This is a genomic window from Salibacterium salarium, from assembly GCF_030813635.1.
GTDB classification, from domain to species: Bacteria; Bacillota; Bacilli; order Bacillales; family Marinococcaceae; genus Salibacterium; species Salibacterium salarium.
The window spans coordinates 28,575-55,438 of record NZ_JAUSUM010000006.1 but is presented as its reverse complement, the minus strand read 5'-3'; the positions used below and the strand labels follow the sequence as shown (position 1 = coordinate 55,438).

General features: G+C 40.9%; 27 protein-coding genes and 1 tRNA gene. All 28 read right to left on the bottom strand.

Annotated features, from left to right (window positions below; genetic code table 11):
• Window positions 1–582: 582 nt before the first annotated feature.
• Window positions 583–2,049, bottom strand: coding sequence for a lysine--tRNA ligase (gene lysS, locus J2S78_RS17005; protein ID WP_370871586.1), 1,467 nt, complete (start codon window positions 2,047–2,049; stop codon window positions 583–585).
• A gap of 135 nt (window positions 2,050–2,184) precedes the next feature.
• Complete coding sequence (dusB, locus tag J2S78_RS17000) at window positions 2,185–3,186, bottom strand: tRNA dihydrouridine synthase DusB (RefSeq protein ID WP_306900473.1); 1,002 nt, start codon at window positions 3,184–3,186, stop codon at window positions 2,185–2,187.
• A gap of 19 nt (window positions 3,187–3,205) precedes the next feature.
• A complete protein-coding gene (locus tag J2S78_RS16995) occupies window positions 3,206–3,409 on the bottom strand; it encodes a helix-turn-helix domain-containing protein (protein ID WP_125561411.1) in 204 nt (67 codons plus the stop codon).
• Window positions 3,361–3,894 carry a 2-amino-4-hydroxy-6-hydroxymethyldihydropteridine diphosphokinase gene (gene folK / locus J2S78_RS16990; protein ID WP_306900472.1) on the bottom strand — a complete coding sequence of 178 codons (534 nt, stop codon included), beginning with the start codon at window positions 3,892–3,894 and terminating at the stop codon, window positions 3,361–3,363. The genes J2S78_RS16995 and folK overlap by 49 nt, the downstream gene beginning before the upstream one ends.
• The gene (folB, locus tag J2S78_RS16985; protein WP_306900470.1) at window positions 3,891–4,253 is read right to left on the bottom strand and encodes a dihydroneopterin aldolase; all 363 of its coding nucleotides are present in this window, start codon (window positions 4,251–4,253) and stop codon (window positions 3,891–3,893) included. Before folB ends, folK begins: the two co-directional genes overlap by 4 nt.
• The gene (gene folP / locus J2S78_RS16980; protein ID WP_306900468.1) at window positions 4,246–5,073 is read right to left on the bottom strand and encodes a dihydropteroate synthase; all 828 of its coding nucleotides are present in this window, start codon (window positions 5,071–5,073) and stop codon (window positions 4,246–4,248) included. Before folP ends, folB begins: the two co-directional genes overlap by 8 nt.
• A gap of 26 nt (window positions 5,074–5,099) precedes the next feature.
• Window positions 5,100–5,969, bottom strand: coding sequence for an aminodeoxychorismate lyase (gene pabC, locus J2S78_RS16975; protein WP_306900466.1), 870 nt, complete (start codon window positions 5,967–5,969; stop codon window positions 5,100–5,102).
• A 5-nt stretch (window positions 5,970–5,974) separates the two neighbouring features.
• The gene (gene pabA, locus J2S78_RS16970) at window positions 5,975–6,559 is read right to left on the bottom strand and encodes an aminodeoxychorismate/anthranilate synthase component II (protein ID WP_306900465.1); all 585 of its coding nucleotides are present in this window, start codon (window positions 6,557–6,559) and stop codon (window positions 5,975–5,977) included.
• A gap of 4 nt (window positions 6,560–6,563) precedes the next feature.
• A complete protein-coding gene (locus tag J2S78_RS16965) occupies window positions 6,564–8,030 on the bottom strand; it encodes an anthranilate synthase component I family protein (RefSeq protein WP_370871585.1) in 1,467 nt (488 codons plus the stop codon).
• Between the two features lie 94 nt (window positions 8,031–8,124).
• Window positions 8,125–9,054: a cysteine synthase A gene (gene cysK, locus J2S78_RS16960; RefSeq protein ID WP_125561399.1), complete on the bottom strand. Its 930-nt coding sequence runs from the start codon at window positions 9,052–9,054 to the stop codon at window positions 8,125–8,127.
• Between the two features lie 96 nt (window positions 9,055–9,150).
• The gene (gene hslO / locus J2S78_RS16955) at window positions 9,151–10,047 is read right to left on the bottom strand and encodes an Hsp33 family molecular chaperone HslO (RefSeq protein WP_306900464.1); all 897 of its coding nucleotides are present in this window, start codon (window positions 10,045–10,047) and stop codon (window positions 9,151–9,153) included.
• A 20-nt stretch (window positions 10,048–10,067) separates the two neighbouring features.
• Window positions 10,068–10,838 (bottom strand): type III pantothenate kinase, encoded by a 771-nt coding sequence (locus J2S78_RS16950; RefSeq protein WP_306900462.1) that lies wholly within the window; start codon window positions 10,836–10,838, stop codon window positions 10,068–10,070.
• Between the two features lie 85 nt (window positions 10,839–10,923).
• Window positions 10,924–13,017 carry an ATP-dependent zinc metalloprotease FtsH gene (gene ftsH / locus J2S78_RS16945; RefSeq protein ID WP_306900461.1) on the bottom strand — a complete coding sequence of 698 codons (2,094 nt, stop codon included), beginning with the start codon at window positions 13,015–13,017 and terminating at the stop codon, window positions 10,924–10,926.
• Between the two features lie 67 nt (window positions 13,018–13,084).
• Window positions 13,085–13,627, bottom strand: coding sequence for a hypoxanthine phosphoribosyltransferase (gene hpt / locus J2S78_RS16940; RefSeq protein WP_306900459.1), 543 nt, complete (start codon window positions 13,625–13,627; stop codon window positions 13,085–13,087).
• Window positions 13,628–13,761: 134 nt separating this feature from the next.
• Window positions 13,762–15,189, bottom strand: a complete 1,428-nt coding sequence (gene tilS / locus J2S78_RS16935) for a tRNA lysidine(34) synthetase TilS (RefSeq protein ID WP_306900458.1) — start codon at window positions 15,187–15,189, stop codon at window positions 13,762–13,764.
• On the bottom strand, window positions 15,173–15,616 hold the full coding sequence (locus tag J2S78_RS16930) for a threonine/serine exporter family protein (RefSeq protein ID WP_306900457.1): 444 nt from the start codon (window positions 15,614–15,616) through the stop codon (window positions 15,173–15,175). The genes tilS and J2S78_RS16930 overlap by 17 nt, the downstream gene beginning before the upstream one ends.
• Window positions 15,617–15,643: 27 nt before the next feature.
• Complete coding sequence (locus J2S78_RS16925) at window positions 15,644–16,402, bottom strand: threonine/serine exporter family protein (protein ID WP_306900456.1); 759 nt, start codon at window positions 16,400–16,402, stop codon at window positions 15,644–15,646.
• Window positions 16,403–16,431: 29 nt separating this feature from the next.
• Complete coding sequence (gene prkT / locus J2S78_RS16920) at window positions 16,432–17,436, bottom strand: serine/threonine protein kinase PrkT (RefSeq protein ID WP_306900455.1); 1,005 nt, start codon at window positions 17,434–17,436, stop codon at window positions 16,432–16,434.
• The gene (locus tag J2S78_RS16915) at window positions 17,393–18,136 is read right to left on the bottom strand and encodes a VWA domain-containing protein (RefSeq protein WP_306900454.1); all 744 of its coding nucleotides are present in this window, start codon (window positions 18,134–18,136) and stop codon (window positions 17,393–17,395) included. The genes prkT and J2S78_RS16915 overlap by 44 nt, the downstream gene beginning before the upstream one ends.
• An 82-nt stretch (window positions 18,137–18,218) precedes the next feature.
• Entirely contained in the window at window positions 18,219–20,714 is a 2,496-nt protein-coding gene (gene spoIIE, locus J2S78_RS16910; RefSeq protein ID WP_306900453.1) for a stage II sporulation protein E, read from the bottom strand.
• A gap of 390 nt (window positions 20,715–21,104) precedes the next feature.
• Window positions 21,105–21,181, bottom strand: a tRNA-Met gene (locus J2S78_RS16905).
• Between the two features lie 175 nt (window positions 21,182–21,356).
• Window positions 21,357–21,779, bottom strand: a complete 423-nt coding sequence (locus J2S78_RS16900; RefSeq protein WP_306900452.1) for a S1 domain-containing RNA-binding protein — start codon at window positions 21,777–21,779, stop codon at window positions 21,357–21,359.
• Between the two features lie 94 nt (window positions 21,780–21,873).
• Window positions 21,874–22,272: an FtsB family cell division protein gene (locus J2S78_RS16895; protein WP_306900451.1), complete on the bottom strand. Its 399-nt coding sequence runs from the start codon at window positions 22,270–22,272 to the stop codon at window positions 21,874–21,876.
• A 20-nt stretch (window positions 22,273–22,292) separates the two neighbouring features.
• Window positions 22,293–22,880 (bottom strand): spore cortex biosynthesis protein YabQ, encoded by a 588-nt coding sequence (gene yabQ / locus J2S78_RS16890; RefSeq protein WP_306900449.1) that lies wholly within the window; start codon window positions 22,878–22,880, stop codon window positions 22,293–22,295.
• On the bottom strand, window positions 22,877–23,173 hold the full coding sequence (gene yabP / locus J2S78_RS16885; RefSeq protein ID WP_306900448.1) for a sporulation protein YabP: 297 nt from the start codon (window positions 23,171–23,173) through the stop codon (window positions 22,877–22,879). Before yabP ends, yabQ begins: the two co-directional genes overlap by 4 nt.
• A 134-nt stretch (window positions 23,174–23,307) precedes the next feature.
• Window positions 23,308–23,565 carry an RNA-binding S4 domain-containing protein gene (locus J2S78_RS16880; protein ID WP_306900447.1) on the bottom strand — a complete coding sequence of 86 codons (258 nt, stop codon included), beginning with the start codon at window positions 23,563–23,565 and terminating at the stop codon, window positions 23,308–23,310.
• Entirely contained in the window at window positions 23,562–25,061 is a 1,500-nt protein-coding gene (gene yabN / locus J2S78_RS16875; protein ID WP_306900445.1) for a bifunctional methyltransferase/pyrophosphohydrolase YabN, read from the bottom strand. The genes J2S78_RS16880 and yabN overlap by 4 nt, the downstream gene beginning before the upstream one ends.
• A complete protein-coding gene (locus tag J2S78_RS16870) occupies window positions 25,045–26,814 on the bottom strand; it encodes a putative polysaccharide biosynthesis protein (protein WP_306900443.1) in 1,770 nt (589 codons plus the stop codon). Before J2S78_RS16870 ends, yabN begins: the two co-directional genes overlap by 17 nt.
• Window positions 26,815–26,864: the final 50 nt, after the last annotated feature.

The following is a 26,864-nucleotide window of genomic DNA, read 5'->3' as shown; positions in this document are numbered from 1 at the left end:
TTGATTCTAACTGATTGATTCAATCAATATTGAATCGATATTTGTTGCTTGAATTGACAGACGCTTGACTTTCATTCAATTTTCAAAGAACAACTGTTATTTCGTGTTTCTTCGCCTTAATTAGCGACTTTTTAATGTTAACACCGGAAAAATCTTGTGTCAATAAGTTTTCTTCGGTTTTTTTATTGCTCTTTCATAAAAAGTGCTGTAATTACAGCGACAGGTAATAATATATCACCCATACAATACACACGCAACCCTTCATTTAAATTTTTTTGTAGTTATTTTGTTTTTAAATACGACAAAGACTAACAAAGAGTTGGCTTTATAAGAAGAGAGCCGCTGCTGCATGATTTATTTTTTGTACATTCACCTTGTAGTGACACCATTATTATCAGATGAGAACTGACACTTCTGTACTAAACCTGTCTATGCTTCAAGGAGACAGTCGCACGCACCCAATTCTCGCTACGAAGGAATAGCTCGGTCTTATCAGACAGTGGGGGGGTGCCCACTATAGGATATGATCTATATTCTTATCTTTAAAAAAAGCCGGCCCCCGGAGTGGGACCAGCTATTATATTATTCTTGGGATTGTTTACGCATCTGAGGAAACAAGAGAACGTCACGTATAGAACCAGAATTAGTCAATAACATAACTAAGCGGTCGATACCAATTCCAAGACCTCCAGTTGGGGGAAGGCCGTATTCCATCGATTCAAGATAATCCGTATCCATCATATGAGCCTCATCATCTCCGTGTTCTCTTTCCTTGACTTGTGCTTCGAACCGTTCACGTTGATCTACCGGGTCATTCAACTCTGTAAATGCGTTCGCATGTTCTCTCCCCAAAATAAATAGCTCAAAACGGTCGGTGAAACGAGGGTCATTTGCATTCTTTTTAGCAAGTGGAGAAATCGCCAACGGATGTCCATAAATGAAGACCGGCTGAATCAGTTTTTCTTCAACAAAATGCTCGAAAAATTCATTGACGATATGTCCAAACGTCATCGTTTCTTTCACAGGCACTTTATATTCCTTCGCGAGAGCATGAGCTTGTTCATCACTCATGTCTTCCCAAAAATCGACACCAACTTCTTCTTTAATGGCATCGACCATATGCACACGGCGCCATGACGGAGTCAAATCGACTTCATTATCTCCATAAGAAAAAACAGTTGTCCCAAGAACATCTTGAGCAATATGAGCAATAAGATTTTCCGTAAGTGTCATGATATCAGTGTAATCTGCATATGCTTCATATAGTTCTATCATTGTAAATTCAGGGTTATGACGGGTCGATATTCCTTCATTTCGAAACACCCGCCCTACTTCATAAACCTTCTCCATTCCACCTACGATTAATCGTTTTAAATGGAGTTCTATTGCAATTCTCATATATAGTTCCATATCTAAAGCATTATGATGAGTGATAAATGGGCGTGCTGACGCTCCCCCAGGTATCGAGTGCAGCATCGGGGTTTCAACTTCTAGATACCCTTGATCATCAAGATAACGCCGCATCGATTGCAATATTTTACTTCGAATAACAAACGTATCACGAACTTCAGGATTCACAATCAAGTCTAAGTAGCGCTGACGATAACGCTGTTCAACATCTTTTAATCCATGAAACTTATCCGGAAGCGGTCGTAAAGATTTCGACAATAGCTCAAACTCGGAAACTTTTGCAGACAACTCGCCCACTTTTGTTTTAAAGGCTATACCAGTTATTCCTACAAAATCACCAATATCGGTGTTTTGAAACAACTCATATGCTTCTTCTCCTACTTGATCCTTACGTACATAAATTTGAACCTGTCCAGAAATGTCTTGGATGTGAGCAAAACCTGCTTTTCCTTTTCCGCGTTTTGTCATCACTCTTCCCGCTAATGATACAACAGATTCTTTCTCTTCTAGTTCCTCTTTACTATATTCATCAAATTCTTCTGTCATCGTTTGGGCTGTATGAGTTCTGTCAAAGCGTTCGCCAAAAGGGTCTTTTCCTTGGTCTTGCAATGCTTGGAGTTTTTCTTTTCGAACAGCCATTTGATCATTATTTTCCTGCTCTTGACTCACCTACAACAACTCCTCACCATCATTAATTTTGATTATTATTTTCCTTCATGCAAAGGGGACTGACCCTTAATGTTTGAAGGGGCAGCCCCATGTTTTACCTAGAATTTATACAGCCGATGCTTTCTCTTTTTCTTTCGCTTCGAGTTCATCAACAAATTGATATAAAGCATGGGCAACATCATCACGATAGTCTAAATGATTAATTTTATCCCGGACTTTGCTGTTACCTCGCATCCCCTTCAAATACCAGGCAGCGTGCTTTCTCATTTCACGAACAGCAACTTTTTCTCCTTTTAGATGAATCAGACGGTCCATATGAATCATGCACACATCCATTTTTTCTCGAGGAGTTGGTTCTTCGGTGAATTCTCCTGTTTCTAGATAATGAATGGTCCGATAAAGCATCCAAGGGTCTCCCAATGCAGCACGACCTACCATCACGCCGTCAACTCCTGTTTGTTCTAGCATAGCTTTGGCGTCTTGAGGGGTTTTGACATCTCCATTACCAATGAGAGGTATATTAATCGAATCTTTTACTTCTTTGAGGATATCCCAATTAGCTGTTCCCTCATACATCTGTAATCTTGTACGTCCGTGCAAGGACACAGCTTTTCCGCCTGCAGCTTCGATTGCTTGGGCATTTTCCACTGCTAAAATATTCTCGTCATCCCAGCCCATTCTCATTTTAACGGTTACTGGCTTATCAACAGCTTCTACTGCAACAGACACCATTTCATAAATTTTATCAGGGTCGAGAAGCCACTTTGCCCCTGCATCACATTTCGTTATTTTCGGAACAGGACACCCCATATTAATATCAATAATATCAGCGTTTGTCTGCTGGTCCACTACTTGAGCAGCCTCGGCCATCGTATCTTTCTCGCCGCCAAAAATTTGGAGACTGAGTGGTTTTTCTCTTTCATCTACATAGAGCATTTGCAGTGATTTTTCGTTCTTATTAATAATCGCCTTATCACTTACCATTTCCGCGCAGACAAGACCCGTTCCGAATTCTTTCGCAATCAGTCGGAAAGCAGGGTTACAAACTCCTGCCATCGGAGCTAATACGACGGGATTTTTCATTTCAATATTGTCTATTTTCAACAATGATTCCACCTCCAACACTTCATTCAGATTCAAGTTCCTGTATGGAAATACCTAATGCCTCTGTCACTTGGTGTAAAAAAACGTCATCCGGGATACGAGTGCCTCTCTCTACTTGCCCTAAAATGGATACAGCAATACCCATTTTATTCGCAAGACTCTCCTGCGTATGACCCTTTAACTTTCGAAAAGCCCGAATCCTCCTGGACCAGTGCAGCTCTTCCATAAATGAACACCTTCTTTTTCGCGATCAGATAATTGACTGGTCATTTCGCTAATGTATTGATTATATGATGACACATAATTGTCTCCCGCTATTTCATTCAAAGGAATGAGCACAAACGCTCGTTCGTGCATCCGGGGGTGCGGAATATATAAGTCTTCCATCTTAATATTTTCATCATTGAAGAGTAAAATGTCAAGGTCTATCGTGCGCGGTCCCCAGCGCTTTTCTCTTTTTCGATCTAAGTCTTGTTCCATTTTCTGCGTCGTCCTCAATACTTCTGAGGCATTAAGAGTTGTTTTCAACCGTAGAACCATATTAAAAAAAGAGGGTTGGTCCGTCACACCAACAGGTACCGTTTCATATATAGAGGACAATTGTGTAACACACACATCAGGGTGTTGGTTCAACTTCTCCACAGCTTGGCGTAGATAGCTTTCTCTATTTCCAACATTAGAACCAAGCGCTAAAAAAAGATGATTGGTCATGCCCTTGCCCTCGTAATTTCAATAGCTACATGTTCATAGTGACCTGCAATAGGTGGATCCGGTTTGATTACTTTTACTGTAGCTGCTTCAACAACGGAAAAATCCCGCAATATTTCAGAAGCTATGTCTTCCGCTACTGTTTCGACCAGTTTGTACGTTTCTCCTTCAACCACATGTTTTACCGCTTGATGTGCATCTGCGTAATTCACACTTTTATTTAGATTATCTTCCGCTGCCGCCTCGGATAAATCAGCTTCAAGTACAAGGTCTACTCGAAAACGTTGTCCTAATTTATTTTCTTCCGGGAACACACCGTGATATGCATAAAATTCCATCCCTTTTATATAAATCTTATCCAACCGTTTTCACCTTCCCTTTTCCAAGCATAGCATCCATCATCTTCACCGTCCGACTCATTTCCAGCACATCATGCACCCGCACAATGTGAGCTCCTCTTTCAATCCCTAAACTAATTGTCGCTCCCGTTCCTTCTACTCTGTCTTGAGCCGGGAGATCCAACGTTTTTGAGATAAGTGATTTTCTCGATGTTCCTAACAATACAGGATAATCCAGCGCCGTGAACTCTTCTAGTCTGCGCATCACTTCAAGATTTTGGTCATACGTCTTAGCAAATCCAATACCCGGGTCTAAAATAATCTGTTCTTCTGTCACTCCAGCTTCTCGGCAAATAGCCAAGCTTTCTTGAATATCCTTTAAAATATCACTCATAATATCGCTATAATCGGTGTTATCCCGGTTATGCGTTAAAATAATAGGAGTGCCGTATTGAGCAGCCACTTGCGCCATATCGCTGTCCGCTTTCGCTCCCCATACATCATTAATAATATCCGCACCAGCTTCGATTGCACGTTTAGCCGTCTCGGCTTTATACGTATCAATAGAAATAGGTACATTTAAGGTTTCGGATAGCTTTTCAATAATAGGAATAACCCTGTTACATTCTTCCTCCCCGTCTACTTTTTCAAAACCAGGACGCGTCGATTCTCCACCGACATCAATGATATCCGCTCCCTGGTCCACCATTTCCTTAGCCCGTTCCACGGCTGTTTTTTTGTTATTGAACCGGCCTCCGTCAGAAAAAGAGTCCGGTGTTACATTTAATATGCCCATAACATAAGTCTTTTCCGAAAAATCCAGCGACCAATTTTTCCATTTCATTGGATTCACCCCTTCGTTCTTTCTCACTAAAACATGTCATCCAGACAAAACAATGTATGACGATATCTTGCGTATTCTTGTTGAAATACATCTATCATTGATGGGTTTTTCTTCCTATTCCAAAAGTGTTCATTAACCGCCGTCAAACGTACGATTTCTTGTATAGAGTTTGTTACAAACACTTCCTCTGCTTCATATAAATGAGCGGGAGTAAAATGATCTTCTCTCACATCCATCCCATGCTTTTCAGCTAGCTCTATGACAAAAGAACGGGTTACTCCATTTAAAATACCCGTTTCTAAAGATGGAGTATATAAGGTCGAACCTTTTATCCAAAATAAGTTTGAAACAATACCTTCTGCTATATAACCGTCTGCCGTTAAAAAGATCCCTTCCTTCTCAGAATCATTCCCGATTTCTCTTTTTCCCAACACATTATTAAGGTAATGATGAGATTTTAACCGGACAGCAGATTCGGGAGTGTTCCGGGGAATCGTTAAAAAAATTCCTTTCTTCTCAGCTTCCAATTTTGCTTTAGCCTCCGGCATCGGTTTCATATATATAAGAATGGTTGGTGAATGATAAGGTTCTGTCGAAAGTCCAAGGTTATCTTCCCCTGCAGAAATATTATAACGAACATAAGCATTATTCCAACCATTTGCTTCTAACAGCATTTGCACTTGGGCCAATACGTGATTTCTATCGTATTCCCACACGATATTCATCCACTTCAAGCCATTTTCCATTCGTTTAAAATGCTCGTCTAATAAAAAAGGATGTCCATCATATACCCGAAATGTTTCAAACAAGCCAAGACCGTACATAAATCCATGTTCAAAAATAGAAAGACGAGCATTGCCCGCCTCCTGAATGTTTCCGTTTATATAAACATACATGTCTACTATACTCCCTGTTTTTTGCGGTGCGCTTCAATAAAGTTACGAAGGAGTTGTTTGCCTTCTCCTGTCATGATGGATTCAGGATGAAACTGTACGCCTTCAACGGCCAGGGTTTTATGCCGAATCCCCATTACTTCCCCTTCTTTTGTTTCTGAAGTGATATCAAAACACTCAGGCAATGATTTTCTTTCTACGATAAGGGAATGGTATCGGGTTGCTGTAAACGGATTTGGCAGACTATCATATACCGACTTTTCATCGTGGCTGATCTCGGACGTTTTACCGTGCATTAAGCGATTAGCACGAATCACATTGCCGCCAAATACTTGTGCTATAGACTGATGGCCAAGACAGACACCAAAAACCGGGATTTTTCCGGCAAAATGTTCGATTGCTTTCATACTTATTCCTGCTTCATCCGGACTGCACGGACCTGGCGATACCATCAGAAAATCTGGCGCCATCTCTTCCATTTCTTCCACCGTTATTTTATCGTTACGGCGTACAACCAGTTCTTCTCCCATTTCACCAAGATATTGAACGAGGTTATACGTAAACGAGTCATAATTATCAATCATTAAAATCATTTTTTTATTCCTCCTCTGCTCTGCTCTTCTTTAAAGCCATCTCTTCTTCACTGATTTCTTTTGCTTTCCATAATGCTTTTGCCTTTTTTAATGATTCTTCATACTCCGCATCCGGAATCGAATCAATGACGACTCCAGCTCCTGCCTGTACGTAAGCAATGTCATCGTTTATAATCATCGTACGGATAGAAATATTCAATTCCATATCTTTGTTAAATCCAATCCATCCAAGAGAACCAGTATAAACGCCTCTTCGCACAGGTTCTAGTTCTTCAATAATCTCCATTGTTCGAATTTTAGGAGCTCCTGTAATGGTTCCGCCAGGAAAAGCTGCTTTTATCATATCATATACATCCACATTATCGGCAAGTTTTCCTTTTACATTGGAAACAATATGCATGACGTGAGAATAACGCTCTACTACCATTAACTCATCAACTTCCACACTTCCGTACGTACATACCTTACCGAGATCGTTCCTCTCTAAATCCACAAGCATGACATGTTCTGCTCGTTCTTTTTCAGTTCCCATCATTTCTTGTTCATAATACGAATCTTTTTGCTCAGTATCACCGCGCGGACGTGTTCCAGCAATCGGTCTAGTGGAAGCTTCATCGCCCCTTTTTTTAATGAGAAGTTCAGGAGATCCGCTCACAAGCTGCAAATCCGGCGTGTGAAAATATCCCATATAGGGAGAGGGGTTCAGTTCACGAAGTTTTTCGTATATATGGAGCGGCGGAGTTTTCACCTGTTTAGATTGTCTAACGGACAAATTGACTTGAAACGCATCACCTGCTCGAATATATTCTTGGACTCGTCCAATCGCTTCGCCGAATCCTTCTCTTGAAAAAGAGGGTTTTGCCGCCAATACATCTTTTTCAACAGAGCGCTGTTCCCACGTAAATGTTGGAGGATAATCCCACATCTTCTTAAGCTCATACCATTCCCGTTTCGCCTCTGCTGGCATCTGTTTGTCATAGTGGACGATAATCCACAGCTTTTTATAAACATGATCGTATACAAAAACATTCTGAAAAACCAAAAAATATAAATCCCTTGTATCCAAATCGTCTTTCGTCGCTAGCGGTAAATCTTCAATATAACGTATATAGTCGTAACTAATATATCCGACAAGCCCTCCTTGAAAATCAGGAAGATCCGCATTAGTTTCTACTTCAAACGGAGCCAGCCATTTTTTCATTTCGTCTAAAGGATCCCCTTCTTTTTGACTGTTCCCTTCTTCTGTTTCAATATAAAGACAATGGTTTTTGGCACTAAAAATGGCAAACGGATGAAGCGCCGCTATGCTGTATCTCCCTCTTTGACCGCTTTCGAGCAACACGTGATAAGGCAGGTTTTCGCTTAACGCTTTATATGTAGAAAAAAACATGTCTTCTGGATAATCATAGGCCGAGCCCATAACATCAAACTCAGAAAAACGGTTTGGCAGCGAAGCAAAGTATTGCGTCATTCTATCCCACCTTTTTCATTTCTAATTGCTTTAATGATTAAAAATAAAAGCAGAGCCGTTAAGCCCTGCTTTCTAACATGCTTTGGTTTTCGTTTTACTCTTCTTCTTCAAATTGATAAAGAGGAGTACTAAGGTAACGCTCACCATTACTAGGCAGAACAGCAACAACTTTTTTGCCTTTTCCTAGTTTTTTCGCTTCTTCAAGAGCTGCATAAATTGCTGCCCCAGACGAGATACCGCCAAGAACTCCTTCTTCTTTTGCTGCACGACGTGCATATTCAAAAGATTGCTCCGTTGTTACTGTTACCACTTCGTCATACACGTCTGTGTCTAAAATACCCGGAACAAAGCCTGCCCCAATTCCTTGGATTTTGTGAGGGCCTTTATTCCCGCCACTTAGTACAGGAGAATCTGCTGGTTCAAGGGCTATAATTCTAACTTCAGGGAAGTTTTCTTTTAACAAACCACCTGCACCTGTGATCGTTCCACCAGTACCGATTCCTGATACAAATGAATCAATTTGACCGTCTACTTGTTTAAGCAGCTCGCGTCCCGTTGTTTCACGGTGGATAGCTGAGTTTGCTTCATTTTCGAACTGCTGCGGTACAAAATAACCTTTCTCTTCAGCAAGTTCATTTGCTTTTCCGATAGCTCCACCCATGCCTTCAGGTCCAGGTGTAAGAACAAGTTCTGCCCCATACGCTCTAAGTAGGTTACGACGTTCCAAACTCATCGTATCCGGCATAACAAGAACCGCACGGTATCCTTTAGCCGCTGCAACCATTGCAAGCCCAATACCGGTATTTCCACTTGTCGGTTCAATAATCGTATCTCCAGGCTTAATTTTGCCATCTCTTTCAGCTGCTTCAATCATAGCAAGAGCGATACGGTCTTTCACACTGCTTCCTGGGTTCATGTATTCTAGTTTCAAATATACATCTGCATCATTTTCGCCGGTTAAATTGTTTAATTTTACTAAGGGTGTCTCTCCAATAAGATCTGTAATGTTATTTGCCACTTTCATTTAATGGTTCCCCCTCGTTAATACCAAGTAAATTTATTGGTTTTGTTGATAATATAGTATCAGCCTTTTAAACAAGTGTCAAATCAAAAGAATATACTATTGTGCACCGTTTTCTATATTCCACGCTTCTTGCTTAAGTTCCTTCAAATCTTCAGCAGAAAAATTATATTTTTCGTTACAAAAGTGACATTGCGTCTCTGCGCCGCCATCTTTATCTATCATATCTTGTAATTCTTCTCTTCCTAAAGAAATTAATGCATTCGATACTCTCTCAGAAGAACAGTGGCAGGAAAAAGCTACAGGCTGTCGATCAAGTATTTTTACTTCGTCTCCTAAAATAATATGAAGTATTTCTTCCGGAGACTTCCCTTTTTCAATTAATTTAGAAATAGGAGGCATAGCTTCCAGTTGCTTTTCTACTTTTTCGGCCAATTCATCTTCTGTATCAGGCAACAACTGAATAATAAATCCTCCAGCCGCTAAAATCGAATTATCGGGATTGACCAATACGCCTAACCCAACAGAAGACGGGACTTGTTCTGATGATACAAAATAATAAGTAAAATCGTCGCCAATTTCTCCGCTTGCCAATGGAACACTACCAGTAAAATGATCTCTCATGCCAAGGTCTTTTACCACAGACAACATACCCTCATTTCCAACAGCACGAGCAACATCCAGTTTCCCTTTATCGTTCAAGTCAAAATGAACCTGCATATTGTGTGCATAACCGCGGGTATTCCCTGACGAATCACTATCTACTATGATCGGGCCCATCGGACCGCCGCCTTCGATTTTAATCGTAAGCTTATCGTCCCCTTTTAGCATCGCCCCCATCATCGATCCTGCGGTCATCGTACGACCTAAAGCGGCGCTTGCTGTCGGCCATGCTTGATGGCGTTGCATAGCTTCGTTCACCATATTCGTTGTTTGTATAGCGTAAGCTCTTATTTTTCCATCATAGGCTACCGATTTAACCAAATAATCTTCCATTATGATGTCTTCCTTTCCTTTTAAGATATATTCTTATCGTAAATATAACAAAGTCCTTTTAAAGTAAGGTAAGGATCTACTTTGTCTATGACATGTGAAGCTTTGCTTATTAATGTTGCATCTCCACCTGTTGCTAAGACAAAAGGATTTCCTCCCACTTCTTCTTTTATTCGCGAAACAATACCATCAACTTGGCCGGCGTAACCATAATAGATTCCGGATTGCATGGCATGTATTGTATTCCTCCCAATAATTTGCGCCGGCTGATCTAATTCCACACGAGGAAGCTTAGAGCCGTTTTCATAAAGGGCATCTGCCGATATCGTTAAACCAGGTGCAATGGCACCACCAATATAACGGTTCGCATCATCTATATAACAAAACGTTGCTGCAGTTCCAAAATCAGCGATAATCATAGGGCCATTATATTCCTTAATCGCTGCAACTGCATTTACAATACGATCTGCACCAACTTCGCGAGGATTATCATAGCGAATATTTAAACCTGTTTTCATGCCTGGCCCAACAATAAACGCAGTCTGCTGAAAGTATTTCTGACACATCCGTTCCATCACAGGAACGATTGGAGGTACAACAGATGATATTATAATACCGTCGATCCCTTCCTCTACTTTCGCTTGTTTTTGTTCTGTCAACGAGCAGATTTGCAGGCCATAATCATCCTCTGTTTTATTTTGGTCTGTTGATAAACGCCAATCCCCTATTCTCTCCTTATTTTTAAACAAACCGAGAGAAATATGAGTATTACCAATGTTCATCACAAGTAGCACAGGCATCCTCCGTCCGTTATATATCATTTTTATTCGCAAAAAGGGATGCCGGTAAGCGGCACCCCTTTTCCTGCGGTAAATAAGTTTATTTACGGTCCCGATCATCCTCAGAGGAAGGCGGGTTATTGGTTCCTAGTTTTTCTACTTCTGATTTATTATCTTCTTCATTCGTCTGTTTAGAATGATTTTTTTCTGTCTCAGATGCTTCGGACGTTTCTTCTTCCGAATCAGACTTTGATTGAATATTAACCTTTACATCACCGTCTTGGTTCTCATCATCAGAGTCACCAGACTTTTTCGTTACACCGACCTCATCGTCCTCTTTAGTGGAATGGTGATTTTCAGGAAGTTCACCCTTCTCAACAAGCGATTCAATCTGCTCTGCGTCTAATGTCTCTAACTCAAGCAATGCTGCTGCTACAGCTTCGAGCTTGTCTTTGTTCTCGGTCAAAATCTGCTTACAACGTTCATAACACTCATTAACGATATTTTGAACTTCTTTATCGATTTCATGTGCTATGGCGTCACTGTAATTTTGTTCATTTTGAATATCGCGGCCAAGAAAGACCTGTCCGCCTCCGCTTGATCCAAATTGAATTGGGCCTAATTTTTCGCTCATTCCATATTCGGTTACCATCTTCCGCGCAATATCGGTCGTACGCTGAAAGTCATTATGGGCACCGGTACTAACTTCATTAAACATTACTTCTTCGGCAACTCGCCCGCCAAGTAGGCCGACAATTTTATCAATCAATTCTGGTTTAGTCATGAAGAAACGATCTTCTTTTGGAAGCATCACCGCATAACCACCAGCTTGACCACGCGGTACAATCGTTACCTTATGCACCATATCTGCATTTTCAAGTTTAACCCCGACAACAGTATGACCTGCTTCGTGGTGGGCAACAATGTTCTTTTCTTTTTCTGAAATAACACGGCTCTTCTTAGCTGGACCAGCGATAACACGGTCTATAGCCTCTTCAATATGGGACATACGAATCTTGTCTATATCTGACCGGGCAGCTACAAGAGCGGCTTCGTTTAATAAGTTTTCAAGGTCCGCACCTGTGAATCCAGGTGTACGTTGTGCGATTGCTTTCAGATTGACGTCATCTGCCAATGGTTTGTTACGAGCATGTACTCCAAGTACTTCCTCACGACCTTTTACATCAGGGCGTCCGACCATAATTTGACGGTCAAAACGGCCTGGACGTAGTAGCGCAGGGTCCAATACGTCGGAACGGTTTGTAGCGGCAATGATAATAATTCCTTCGTTCGCACTGAAACCATCCATTTCAACCAATAACTGGTTCAACGTCTGTTCGCGCTCATCATGGCCACCGCCGACACCAGCTCCACGCTGACGACCGACCGCATCGATTTCATCAATAAAGATGATACACGGTGCATTTTTCTTCGCGTTTTCGAAAAGATCACGAACACGAGAAGCACCCACACCAACAAACATCTCAACAAAGTCTGAACCGCTGATGGAGAAAAATGGTACGCCAGCCTCTCCAGCAACTGCACGGGCAATTAACGTCTTACCAGTACCAGGCGGTCCTACGAGAAGCACCCCTTTAGGAATGCGGGCACCAATGCTGGCAAATTTACGAGGGTCTTTAAGAAAATCAACCACTTCTACCAGTTCTTGCTTCTCTTCTTCAGCACCAGCTACATCCTTAAAGCGTTCCTTCTTCTTTTCTTCTTGATACAACTTGGCTTTACTTTTGCCAAAGTTCATCATTTTGCTTCCGCCGCCTTGAGCTTGGCTAAGCAAGAAGAAAAAGAGGATAAATATAATCACAAAAGGAATGATTGATGTGAAAAACGTTACCCAGGCACTTGGTTCCTCGGCAGGCTTAGTGTCTAAATCCAGTGTGTCACCAGACCCTTGCGCTGCTGTCATAACCATTTGGGTGTTCTCTTCAGAAACCGGCATATATGTTTCAAAAGACTCGTCTTCTTCTTGTCCGACTTCCTGACCTGTTACCAGGTACACATCACCTTCTGGTTGTAGTGTAACAGACGCTATTTGATCATTTTCTAATTTAGTCATAAACTCTTCCGTTGTTAATTCACTTGTGTTTGTTTGATCATTGCTTAGGAAACTGATAATTCCTATAATCACAAGGAACAAAAGTAAATAAAAAACGGTATTTCGAAAAATACGATTCATTCCTGACCTCCTCCCACGGGCATTGACAACTTAGATAATAGTACCATATTTGTTATATATCTCACAATCAAGACCCCTTGTATACTTCAGGTTTTAAAATACCTATATAAGGGAGGTTCCGGTACTTTTCTGCATAATCCAGTCCATAACCTACTACAAATTCATCAGGAACAGTAAATCCTACTGTATCCGGGACCAGATCTACTTGTCTGCCAGCTGGTTTATCTAAAAGAGTAACGATCTTTAGTGATTTCGCTCCTCTATGTTTAATTAAACTAATAAGATAATTTAATGTAACGCCACTGTCAATGATGTCCTCTAATATAATGACATCTCTGCCTTCCACCGTTGTATCAAGATCTTTAATAATTTTAACTTCACCGGAAGATACAGTGCTGTTTCCATAACTCGATACATCCATAAAGTCTATTTCCAAATGGATATCGATTCGCTTTGTTACATCGGACATAAAAGGAAGAGCCCCTTTTAACACCCCGATAACAAGCGGAAAACATTCATTATATTCCTTCGTTAAATCTTGTCCAATTTCTTTAATTTTTTCTTGTAATTCATTTTCACTGAATAGTACCTTTTCTATTTCATTATGCATCTGAATTCATTTACCCTCCCAAAACGGTACACCATTCTGTTTTATAAAAAATAGTAAGCTTGCCATTCAAAATGTCCGCTCTCCATCATACCACGAAGCAATATGTTATTTCATCATTTAGGCTTAAATATGTTTCATACACCGTTTTCGTCCTCTGAGAAATCAGTACATTCCATAACAACCAGCACACTATCTGATGATTGCAAATCACTACTGCTCCAGATTGACTTTTTTAATAACGGCACCCAAAGCACGTTTCCGACAGCATCAACTACAACCGGCCAATTCAACCTTTGTTCTATCGGGATTTTTTTCTCTATAAAGATACGATTTACTTTTTTGCTACCTTTCATTCCCAACGGTTGAATTTTATCTCCTGGAAGTCTTGGCCGAATCGTTAACGGAAAGGTTACATCGTCTCTTCTACAAACAAGTACATGTTCCTTCCCTTCTCCTTCCAATATCGTTTCGTCTTGAAGATATTGCGCGGAAAAAGCTGTCCCTGCAAAAAATGTTTGACCAGGAATCGACAAGACGGCAGGTTCAATCGTTTTAGCACCGATGTCTATATTATTCACAGCAAACGTTATCGTATCATAGGATCGGGTTACACTTATGTTTCCCGGCCAATCCAGTGTGGCGGAGGGATGGTTTTGATGTAATAAATATAGAAACTGATTAATATGTACCACAGATAACTCTGGAATTTGGTTCACACAAATATACTTTAATATTAGATGAATACCTCGTCTTTGTAAAGGCAAAGGGAGCGTTTCCATCCTTTTTGTGGAAATCGTCACGGAATTTTCATTTTGTTTTATGATTCGACTTGCCCATTCCTTCTCAGCCTGACTTTCTATATAGTCTCGCTCCTCTGTTAGCCAATCTGCATACTGTTGAAAATGCTCGTGAACACGGGCATTCTCTTCCTTTAGAAAAGGCAGCATATTATGACGAAAGCGATTCCTCGTATACTTATCAGACAAGTTGCTCTCATCTTGCTGAAACGAAATCCCGTGTCCCTTACAATAATCCAAAATATTTTCCTTTGTGACCGCAAGTAACGGTCGAACTAGTAAACGATTTTCAAAACGCCGGATCGATCTCATTGCCACATCACCCAAGATAGCACGACCGGAAGCTTGTTTCATTAATATGGTTTCTATTTGATCATCTGCGTGATGACCCGTTGCCAACACATGAATATCCTGCTCCTGCATTAGTTCGGCCAAATAATTATATCGAAGCCGGCGTGCTTGTTCCTGTACACTGCCACCGTGTTCTGTCATCTCTTTTTCAACTGCTACATACGTACGGAAAAAAGGAATGTCTTTTTCTTCACACCAACGTTGAACAAACCTTTCATCCTCTACAGCTGTTTCTGTTCTCAGCCCATGATTCACATGAGCTGCCATAACTTGAAGCCCCCATGCTTTCTCCCATCCTTTCAAAAGATGAAGAAGAGCCATAGAATCAGGTCCACCTGAAGCAGCTACTAACACCCGATCTCCTGTATTTATTAAATTCTTTTCTTTTATCCACTGCTCAACGGTTGGTTTCATAACGCTGGCCTACCCCTTTTCCAATAGAGAAAATCGAAAGGGCAAATACTAATCCTCCTGCAATTGCACCTGCCTGAAGTAACGTTTCTATTCCAAGTGCGAGACCATTTGAATAGTTCTCCTCGACAATCGCCAACATGCTCGAATATGCTCTTCCTCCGGGAACTAGCGGAATAATTCCCGGAATCGTAAAGGTTGTGACCGGTACCTTTTTAAAACGAGCAAGCCAGTGTGACGTAAATGCAGCGACAAAAGCAGCGACGGCAGCAGAATAAACCTGACTTAAACCGTACATAGGAAGCGAACTATAAATCAACCAGATTACCATTCCTATCAGACCACCCCACCATACGAGACGAAGCGGAATATTAAATATGATTCCAAATGCCACAGTCGCCACAAAGCAGAACATTAACTCAAGCCACATTATCATGCACACTCCTGATATTTTTCGTTAAAAGTAAAGAAAGGATAAGGAAACAACAACGCCTGCCGCGATAGAAAGAGACGTCACACCGGCCTCTGCCCCGCGCGCTACCCCCGCAACTAGATCGCCTGACATAAGATCTCTCACAGAGTTGGTTAAAGGAACACCAGGTACAAGCGGAATAAGTGTACCGATAATGACTTGATCAAAATTTAAAGCTAGTCCGGTGACAGACATTAATACCGCAACCAAACCACCAGATACAGCAGCCAAAAATTCCGAGAAAAACTTCACTTTTAGATACTTTTGGTACAGAACTAATGTGACGGTTGTCATTAATCCCCCAATAAATGCGGGGAATATATCTGGAAAACTCTTGCCTATCAAATAGGAAAAAGCAGCACCGCCAATACCCGATGCTAAGTATATGAGCCATAACGGGTAATTCATCGGTGCTTTTTCAATAGCTGTAAGTTCATTTGTCGCTTCTTCAATGCTTAACTCACCGTGTGAAAACTCTCTCGACACTTGATTCACCGACGTCACTTTGCTCAAATCTTGATATCTCTCATGCACGCGTATCATTTGCATATAATCCTGACCCTCGTCCGTACGATATGCGAGAAAAATACCTGTAAGTGTTACAAAGCTATTTATGTTGCGCATGCCGGCGGCCTTTGCCATTCGATACATCGTGTCTTCCACTCTGTACGTTTCCGCTCCATAACGAAGCATCAGCTTACCACCGAGCAAACAAAATGCCATGGTTTGTTCCGCTTTACCCATTGTTGTTTGCTCACCTCTTCTTTTTTTCTTTACATCCATTGTCCCATAAAGTATAGAACAGATGATAGAAAGAGAAAAGAGGCTGTAAGAATTAATTCTGTCCGAAATGATTGAGGTTCTTTATATTTTTTACTCTTCGTCTTCTTTCGATGACGCTTTGGCTGCACAGACCTGGATTGTTTTTCAACCGTTTTTTTCGGAGCTGTCCGATTGTCAATGGCTTCCATAAGCTCTTTTTTCATTAATTGAGCATCTGTGTATTTTCCTTTTAATGCATGTATTAGTATTTTTTTATACGGTAGCAATGGAGGAGAATGACTAATGTAGCGTCGCAATAACTCTAAGTTGTCTGACCCCGCATCTGCTGGTTTTTTAAAACGGTGCGGATAAGCTGTCTGAATAAAAATCATAGCTGTCGAAAACAAATCATACGAGGGTTCGGCTTTCCTGTCTCCCAGTCCCCAATACCCTCTGTCATAAAATTCTGTATATTCTTTTATGGCTCTTCCCTGTTTTGTCGTTCCTCCTACATCAAACCATCTCACTCTTGAAGGCGGTCCGGTAATAATCAAGTTTTCCGGTTTTAAATCGCCAAACACCCATCCTTCCTGATGCAGCCGATCTAAGTCGCCTAAGAGCTGGACAATAAAGACAGGCACCCATTCCGTTCCTCTTTTTTTTGCAAAATCCAATAATGGCTCTCCCTTTAAATATTCCATACAAAAAAAAGGATACATTTCTCCTCTTATCTCTATGTCATCCACATCTAACAGAGAAGGACCCAAGACATTCCCCCGAACCTTGGAAAAATGCTTTAAAACGTTAATCTCCGACGTTAATGACATTTTATTTTCGCCAATTTTCACAGCCCTCTGCCCTGATCTTGTCTCTACTAAATATACAACTCCCGTTGCTCCGCTTCCCAATGTCCGAATAATCCTATAAGGATTTTTGTTCCATTTCCCAACCCATTTAGTTCCGGCTGATAACTTAGAAGCCTGATTCTTCGATTGGAAATTCATCTTCTCCATCATCAATCAGACTCCTTTTGCCACGACGTTTTTCAAAATGATAGAGAGCAGATTTAAGCGCAGGGCCCGTTGGAGTTACTCCTCCTGTCGTCAAACGATGAAAGGTGTCCGTTAAAGAATTGATTTTTGGCGTCCAGTCTAGCACCTTTTCTGTATCTTTTCTTTTCCCGGGAAATAAAAACAATGCAAAATTATTGTTTCCCGTTCTTGAATTTAAGCTTATAGATAAATCAGATAACGCTTCTTGCACCATCGGTAGTTTCGGTTTCATACTTGCACTCGTATCTACTAAAATCAGCACTTCTAAGTTAACCGTTTCGCCAAGGTCATCCACAACTTCCATCACTTCGCCTCGTTTATCAGGCGGAAGATCCTCCATTTCTCGTTCTTCGCCAAGAATTTGACGCAATTCACCGTGCACAACCCCTTGAAGTGTTTGAGTCATTGCTTGTTTTGTCACCATCTGAACCGTTTGTGACAATTGACTTGCATAAACGAGTTGACTAACACCTCCGCCCGATGCTGCAATATTTTCAACCTCTTTCATACCTTTCCCTCGGTTCGACTCATGTTCTAGAATTCCAATAACATTTACAGTTATCCCTTTTTCGTTCGCAAACGCTGCAACAGCAGCCGGGTCTTCTCCTTGATTCGAACACCCATCTGTCAACAATAAAATCTGCTTTATTTTTCCAGCATTCATGTTTTATTCCCCTTCACTATTGGTATTATTTTCATTTTTGACGTTCATGAAAAAATATATACCTATAGGGAGAACCTTCCTATTACGCCTTTTTTCGTATTAGAGGCACTGAATGATAAACAGGGATAGCTGCCCATTTCGGAATATTTCGTTTAATTTTTGCAGTCATAATTGTCATATCATCATTAATTTGCCCATGCGATACTCGTATGACCCGTTCTAATAACATATCAGCCAATTCTTGAGGGTCTTCGGTTTCCAATTGGGAAATAACTCGTCTCATCCATATTTCTGTGTTTTCAATCGGGGCGGCCATTTCCAATATCCCGTCACTCATCATAACCAGCATATCCCCATCTTTCATTTGCTCGGTTACTACATCTAATTCGGCATGTTCCATCATTCCAATAGGCAGATTGCCTGCTTCTATCTGTTTCACTTTTTCATCCCTTTTTATGAAACTTGGAATAGAGCCTATTTTAATAAATCGACCCGTTGCTTTTTGTAAATCAACCATGAAAAGGTCTAACGTTGAAAACATTTCTTCATTCGAACGAAGACTTAATATCGAATTAATCGAACGAATGGCGGTTGTTTCATCAAGACCAGATGCCAAAATCGTTTGCAGAATTTGCAATGCCGAACTACTTTCTTGATGAGCCTTTTGTCCACTTCCCATACCATCGCTAATGGCCATCACGTATTTCCCAGCACCAACGTCCATTGCCGCATGGCTGTCACCAGACACCCATCCTCCGCCTTTTGCAACGGAGGCCGTACCAAGATCAACGGTAAACGTTCGAGCAGACACAAAGGTGAAATTGGAATATTCGACTATCTCTTCATAAGGATCTTCCTTGTCCACTATAATATGTTCTTTTAAAATATCGGAAAGCATCGGTGCAATGATTTTTTCAGCCTGTTCCATTCCTGCTTGTTTCGGAACACTCATTTCCACTTCAACATTACCTTCGTCCAGTCTATAAATGTCAACATGTCCAATATCAAGACCCGCCTCATGCAACGCATCATATATTTGTTCTTCTTGTGTATGATGGGCCTCTTTTTCGCGCTGAATATCTTTTGCGAAGTTTTCCATTACTTCCGAAACCCCTTGGAGCTGTTCGGCCACCAACTGCCGGCTTTCTTGGACTTGTTTCGTAAAAACCTTTTGTGATTCATTTTCATGCAAAACATCCGCCATCACATCTGTTACTTTTTTATCGTAGTGACAGTGTTTCTTCCACAAACTCCTCGACCTAGAGCTAATTCGTCCGGTATCTTCCATTTCTTCTATTAAGTCTGTCATTCCGTCATATGTGTCTTGAAATTGATGGACCCAGCACCTTTCTTTTCGAAAACACGTCTGGCAAGTTTTTTCTGTTATTTTACTCATTAATTCATCTTTGTGTTTGTCCACTTTGTCCGTTTCCTCTATATAAGCACTGGTTCCAAAACTTTTTGATAGCGTTTGAAATAAGTGAGAAAACTGTTCCACCTTCGAAGCTGTGACGTTTCTTATTTTTTTCATATGTTTTTGTTGTTCTCTTGCATATTCCGGTGTTCCAGGAATATATTTTTCAATAAATGATGTAATCATTCGTGGAGTAAACAAAAAGACAACAATCGCTGCAGCAGACTCCGCCAAGGTTAACGTTGCACCATTCAATCCATCGCCGTACAAGGCAATTAAAGCTGTGCCTAGCAGCATACCAACACTTACACCAAACTTGCGCCCATCTTTCAGCAGACCTCCTAATAGTCCGGCAAACGCCAGCAAACTCATCTGATACAAGTTAGCAATGGAAGCTAGGCTTAGCACTAACCCCGCAATTACACCCACGGATGCTCCAATTGCAGCACCACCTGTATAAGCAAACAGTAAAACCAAATAACGCGCCAACATGTGTTCAGCAGCCATCCCATAAATGACCCAGCCTATAGCTCCTGTCATAATGGAAGCTAACAAAATGATGAAACATATAATTTCTTCATGTTTTAATGGTTGTTTTCGTTTGTTTGTAATGAGCAGAGGCAGACTTTGCAAAAAAATCATAGTCAACATAAAACTTAATCCAGCCTCCACTCCCCCCATAACAAAAGAATAGGAAGAAACCATACCGTCTTCGAGCCAGGTTGTACCTGTCCTCGCACCTATAGTAGCTAAAAATACGGTAATCGGAAGCGTCCAATTTGTTTTCCAGCCAAAACGAGCAATCCATTCATACATAATAATAAACAATGTCAACGCTGCTATTACAAAAGCTACATGAAATAAGGCTCCAGAAAAGGCCCCAACCATAATTCCGGCTGCACCAATGACAGCCTTCTCTTTCCTCCAAGCATACACCGCAGCAAAAAACGGAATCGCAAATGGAAATAATTCTGCCAACAACACAGCTCGTCCTAACAATAAGCCCGTCAAGAAAATAAGCGCGCCCCACTGGATGAACAACATTTCCATCCCTGTTACTACTTTGTTCTTCCACCGTTGTTTTGTTTCTTTCCACTTTTTCCAAGCTAATCCCCACATTGGTTGAACTTCTTCTACTCTTTTAATAATACCCCTTTGGTGCATGTCGTTCACCACCTTGCTCCATAGTTTATGAACGTTATTATACCTATTCATTTATTCAATGTTTGTCAAAATAGCAAACAACAGAAAAAAATCCTTCGACGTTTTCCTATCCCTTCTAAGACAGGGGTTAAGAGTGTTTTCCATATTATTAAAAGCATGGACGAGCAAAATAAAACAAGAAGTTACAGCAAACAAAGGAGAAACTTGAAGCTAGACATCAAAATCACACACCAATTGAAACAAAAAAACAGAGATTCGAAGAATTGCACAAAACCCGTCCTGTTTTTTAAAAAAGAACAGACTATCCATAGCAATTTCTTTCTGAACTTATAAAAAAAGAGACTTGCTTTCCACTTTTGGAAATACAAGTCTCTCTGTTTATACTATGTATGGTAGCGGCGGAGGGAATCGAACCCCCGACCTCACGGGTATGAACCGTACGCTCTAGCCAGCTGAGCTACACCGCCGTAATGAAGCAACATGAACGATTATATAATGACAAACTTGTGCCGTCAACCGTTACTCATTATTTTTTGTGGCTATTCATAACTGAAGACTGCCTCTTGGAGTATACCGGCAAAACGGTAATGCCCTCCGGACAGTCTTCGGTCTATCATCTATACAGTCAAATGAACAGCAAGCTTATTTTCTGGAACCACCACCGCGCTTTGAATCCGTTTGTTTCCTAAGAGAAGAAAGACGCTCTTCACTGTCTTTCATGAACTGGCTCATCTTTTCTTCAAAAGATAGAGAGCGTTGTCCTTTATTGCCTGAACCACCACGACGATCCCCTTTTGGTCGATCATTTTTCGGTCGGTCCTCTTTCGGACGGTCGACAGCTTTGCGAATGGAAAGACCTATTTTACCATCGTCTTCGACTTTCATTACTTTTACAGTAACCTCATCCCCGACACTCACAAATTCATTAATGTCCTCCACATACTTGTCTGCAACTTCACTAATATGGACTAGACCTGTTTTACCGCCCGGCAGCTCAACAAACGCTCCAAACTTGGTGATACCCGTCACTTTTCCTTGTAACTTGCTGCCTGCTTCTATTGACATTTAAAAAATGCTCCTCCTTGTATTCTTTCATTAACAAGCTTGATTTTAACATGATTAAAATCATTATTATTATACTCGACTCATAAAAAAAGTGTCAATCCGCTTCAACAGTTGAATCATCTGGTATTTTATAAAGGGTTTCGCCTGGTTTTGTTAAATAATAATCTCTTCTTGCTACCTCTGCTATGTAATCTAAATCGTTGTAGTTTTCAATATCTTGTTTTAAGTTCGCTTCTTCCGTTTCAAGTTCTTCCATTTTTGTTTCTAGTTGGGAACGCTCTGTTTTTTTTGCTTCAAGCGACGACCATTGGGACGTTAATATAATCGTGAAAACAACTGCTAACGCGGCTCCAACTATACCTAAAGCAGTAAGACGCCGCACTAGGCCGCGTCGATACTTACCTGACGCTGTTTTTTCCCATTCTTGTTTTCTTTCTTGTTCTTGGGCATAAGACTGGTTTATTTGAGTGACCTTTTTCTTTCCTGATACCACTAAACATCCCTCCTATTCATTTATTTGAAATGCCACAACTTTTTTAGCTTTCGATTTATATTGTTATAAACTTTTTTCGTAAAAGTAATGATAGGTGAAGGAAGCAATCTGCTTACCAAAGGCTTCATCATAGAACCTATCCATGTTAAAGGAAATAAAAGAAATCTAAGCAAAATGGACAGAATATTTATAATTAGCCTTAATCCTATCATAACGGAGGACGTCAATAGTTTCAATATGAATTTCAACGGATCCACCAATACGACTTGTACAACGGCTATAATTAACCTTCTACACCAGCTAACAAGATTAAACCCACGTTCTAATACACTTAAAAAAGATGTCCTTCCAAATTTACGATAGAAAAGGAATCCCGCCAACAAAGCAAAGAATATATAAAATCGCAGCTCTCCTTCGTTTGTCCGTAACAGTACATAGAAAACAAGGAGAGCTTGTACAATCCAAAACAAAATATCACTTACAGCCCTAGACCATAATTTTCGAATAGCCTGGACCGTCAAACGTTGATAAAAATCTAAATTTAGCCCTACGACTAGTCCCATCATAACCATCGTTGCCAGCGTTTGAAACTGAACCGTCAAGCTCACTTAAATAACTTCCCCATAAAGCCTTTTGTTTTCCCTTGCGTTTGGTCTACATAGACGAGATCGTCCACCTTACCTTCTATTGAAATAATCCCATCATTTACATCAAGATTTTTTATGTGCAGTTCATGGCCCCGAACAGATAGAAACCCCATAGAAGTTTCCAACAGAAATTCCTCATTATCGAAACTTTCTACTTCTTTCACGCCTGTTATTTCAAGATTTTTTCGGCCTTTCATGACAACTTCATGATGGGATTGTGGACGCTGCATCATTGGTTCTTCGTTGAAAGACATAGACGACACTCCTTTAGTAAGTAGCTTGTATTCTATATCTATGTCCTATCAACAGAAGTTAGTAGTAAAACAACTGGATTTTTTTAAGCAAAGCGAAAGACGGCTAAGCGTTTGCGCTAAACATAACCTAGCTTTTAAGAAAGAGGTTCTTCTTTTAGGACAGTATACATCGAATCAGAGGCCTCTTTTTTGGTCGTGTCATTAATTTCATCCACTTGCACCGTCACCAATTTCGAACCGAATTTAATCGCAATCTCATCTCCCGGACTCACTTCCGTACCAGCCTTTGCTTTGTTTCCATTCACTGTGATTCTGCCTTGAGACGCTACTTCCTTAGCTAATGTTCTACGTTTAATAAGTCTCGATACTTTTAAAAATTTATCAATTCTCATTCGTCATTTTCCCCTTTCAAATGCGTTTTCGCTTTTTCCCATAATACGTCCATTTCTTCAAGCGTCGTTTGTTCTGGTGTGCGATTCTGTTTGTCTAATGCCTCTTCAATATAGGAAAAACGTTCAAAGAATTTCCTATTGGTCATATGTAACGATTCTTCTGGGTGCAGCTTATAGAAACGTCCAAGATTTACAACGACAAATAGTAAGTCTCCAAACTCTTTTTTCATTGCTTCCTGCGTTCCGTGTTTCACTTCGTACAGCCATTCCGCCGTCTCTTCCTGAAGTTTTTTCCACATCGGGGCGTCATCTCCCCAATCAAACCCTACCTTCGCTGCTTTCTTTTGCAATTCATACGCTTGCATCAGCGCCGGCATCGACGCCGGAATATCGGCTAATAAAGAATCCTCATTTTTTTCTGCTTTTTTAATCGTTTCCCAATTTTCATTTACTTGATCTTCTGTTTCAGCAATGGCTTCGCCAAATACGTGCGGATGCCGGCGAATCATTTTTGTAGTCAATGTTTCAATGACATCGTCCATGGTGAAAAATCCCTCTTCTTCTCCAATTTGAGCATGAAGCAATACTTGAAGCAGAACATCGCCTAATTCTTCTTGCAAATGTTCATCATCTTCCTGATCGATTGCATCGAGCACTTCATAGGACTCTTCTATTAAATATCTTTTTAAAGACTGATGGGTCTGTTTTTTATCCCATGGACATCCATCCGGAGCCCGCAATTGAGCAATCACCTGCCGTAATGTCGTAAATTCATGATGAAGCAATTCTTCGTTCGTAACAGGGGGAACATATAAAGCTGTAAGATTATCTACTTTCATTTGGCCGTCGATTTTATATAAAGGCAGCTTCTGAATATTCTCAGACGTTGTGCCAGCAGCAGTTACTAGCATCACTTCATACTCATCCGGATACTTTTCCATTAATGTCAATTTAACTTCAGAGGCCATCATCGCATCATACACTTGGCTGATAATCACGTGTTGGGTCATCTGTACATCCCTTGCAGCAAACGCTGTAGCATCGAGCAGTTGAAACCCATCGTTAGGGTCTATTTTCAGCGCCGTGAACATAGGATCCAGAAAGCTTTGTCCCCCTAAAATATTCACCTCGAGACGCCCTTCTTTTTCCTTTTGTAAAAGCATCTGCACCGTAGATTCAGCAGTTAAAGGGTGTCCGGGAACGACATAGTGAATTGTATTATATTTCCACGCCGCTCCTATCAATTCCTCTATAATATGTTCATAAACAAGATCAAACTGCGGTTGATTTTCATATATATGATCAAAACTATAAAAGCGGAGACCTTCTTGTTCGAGCTCTTGAACGACTGGGTGCTCTGCAGTGCGAAGATACAAATGCTCAGCCTTTAACAATTTTCTATAAATGCCAAGAGGAAGTTGAGATAATTCCCCAGCACCAAGACCTGCTATATTTACACGCGGCAGTTGACTGTTTTGTTTATTTTCCGTTTTCACTTTTTTTCTCCTTTCGTTCAAACAAGCTCTCCCACTTAGTCATTCCGGGTATTATCGCACGTTCCTCTTTCGTAAAAAGGGCCAATTTCATGATCAACCATACGAATAAAAAGGCGCCGATTACAGCCATCAGTAAAGCGGACCAGACTGCGTTTATTCTATTCATAGTAAAAAAAGAAGCACAAATATATTTTAACACAACGATCACAGTCCCCATGCCCAATAACGATACAATTGCTTTTCTCAACCATAAGAAGGAAGGGGCCAAAATATAACGTCGATGTAAAATATAATTAACATTACAAACAGCGGTGACTGACATCCCGATGACTGTAGCTGCCGCTGCTCCTTTCACATCAAAAAGAGGAACCAATACGAGATTCCCTGTTACCTTGGTTACTAACCCGGTAATAAGAAAAACAGCAGGCAAAGCAAACTGATTATGCCCTTGCATAACGGCAGAAGTTGTCATAACCAAACCGCTTACAGCTAATGTTCCGGCAAGTATTTGCATAACCCCAGTGCCCTTTGCATTTTTAAACAGCATAATATTGACCGGTTCTGCGATAATGATGAGACCAACCGCTGCTGCTGCGCCCAACAGCAGGCTCATTCGAAAAGCTAGTGTCGCATAATAACGTGATAATTCTTTATCCCCGGTTAATTCCTCACGACGAAGAAATGGCACCATTGCCATAGCAAAGGAAGTTGCCAAAACCGTTCCAAATTGTAATAGAGGTTGGCCCCGATCGAAGATACCCTTTAAATTTTTCGATGTATCCGATTCAATACCACTAGTCGTTAAAAGGCGCATTACCGTAAAAGCATCTACCAATTGATACAAAATAAATATCATAGCTCCACACGAAACGAGAACGCCGCGACTTAACATAGAATAGTTCATCTTCATTTGTTTTAAGATGGTTTTCCCGTGAACAGGCTGGCGGTTTTCATTCTTTTTGTACAAACAAACCGATACGAGAAAAATAACACCGCATGCACTACCAAGGATAGACCCCGATGCCGCTGCATTCCCCGCTTCATACGCTCCGTTCCCTGCGTAAACAACCAATCCGGTAAATAATAAAATAGCACTGACACGTACCGTTTGTTCGATCAAATGTGATGCCGCGGTGGGACTCATTTGTTCTCTCCCTTGGTAATACCCTCTTATCGCAGAAAAAAACGGAATCGTTAATAACACAAAAGAAATCGAGCGAAGCGGGGTATGTAACCGATGATCCCCCATTAATACTGCTATCTTTTCCGCCCCGAAAAACATGAGTACAAACAGTATGATATGTATTAATAATAATGTAAAAAAGCAGGCAAATGCTGTTTCTTTTGCTGCCTTTATTCCATCGTAACTTTCCTTTTCCATTACCATTTTAGATATTACTACCGGAAACCCATACATAGCAATAACCATAGCCGCACCGTAAATAGGATAAACTTGCTGATAAACATAAAGCCCTTGGTCTCCAGCCATGTTTTGATAAGGAACTCGGTATAACGCACTTAACACCTTGCCAATAAACGCAGCCCCGGTAACAAGAAAAGCTCCTTTCCAAAACCTTTTATCTTTTATGTATAAGCCGACCATGTGGATCTTCCTTTCTCCAAAAGCCCAGTATATCACAGCAAAAGAAGAGACCACACGCAAGCGCCCTGGATAGTGGAGGCCGCCACGTCCTGTGGTAACATCGAACTGACCTGCGTCCTGCAGGCCCGCGACAGGTTCTGCGACGCACACCGCCGCTCCCACCGGACGTAAGGGATGGCAGGCGGCGATTCTTCTATGCG